The sequence below is a fragment of the Pseudomonas sp. AC463 genome, from assembly GCF_979253585.1.
The window spans coordinates 1-237 of record NZ_CEEDDZ010001154.1 but is presented as its reverse complement, the minus strand read 5'-3'; the positions used below and the strand labels follow the sequence as shown (position 1 = coordinate 237).

1 protein-coding gene is annotated in these 237 nt (G+C 67.1%); it reads right to left on the bottom strand.

Going from position 1 to position 237, the window contains the following annotated elements:
- A partial coding sequence (locus AC0IYH_RS33925; RefSeq protein ID WP_471838863.1) for an exodeoxyribonuclease VII large subunit occupies positions 1-237 on the bottom strand: 237 nt, incomplete at both ends.

Here is a 237-nt window from a genome sequence, read left to right as displayed (position 1 = left end):
CGCCACGGCCTCTTCGTTGAAGCACCAGAGATCCTCCAGCGAGCCACCGCCACGAGCGAGGATCAGTGCATCGAAGCCCTGGGCATCCGCCAGCTTCAAGGCGCGGACGATCTGCGCGGTGGCCTCGCGGCCCTGTACGGCGGTAGGGATCAGGCTCAGTTCGACCTGCGGCGCACGGCGGCGAAACACGCTGATGATGTCGCGTATCACCGCGCCGGTGGGCGAGCTGATGATGCC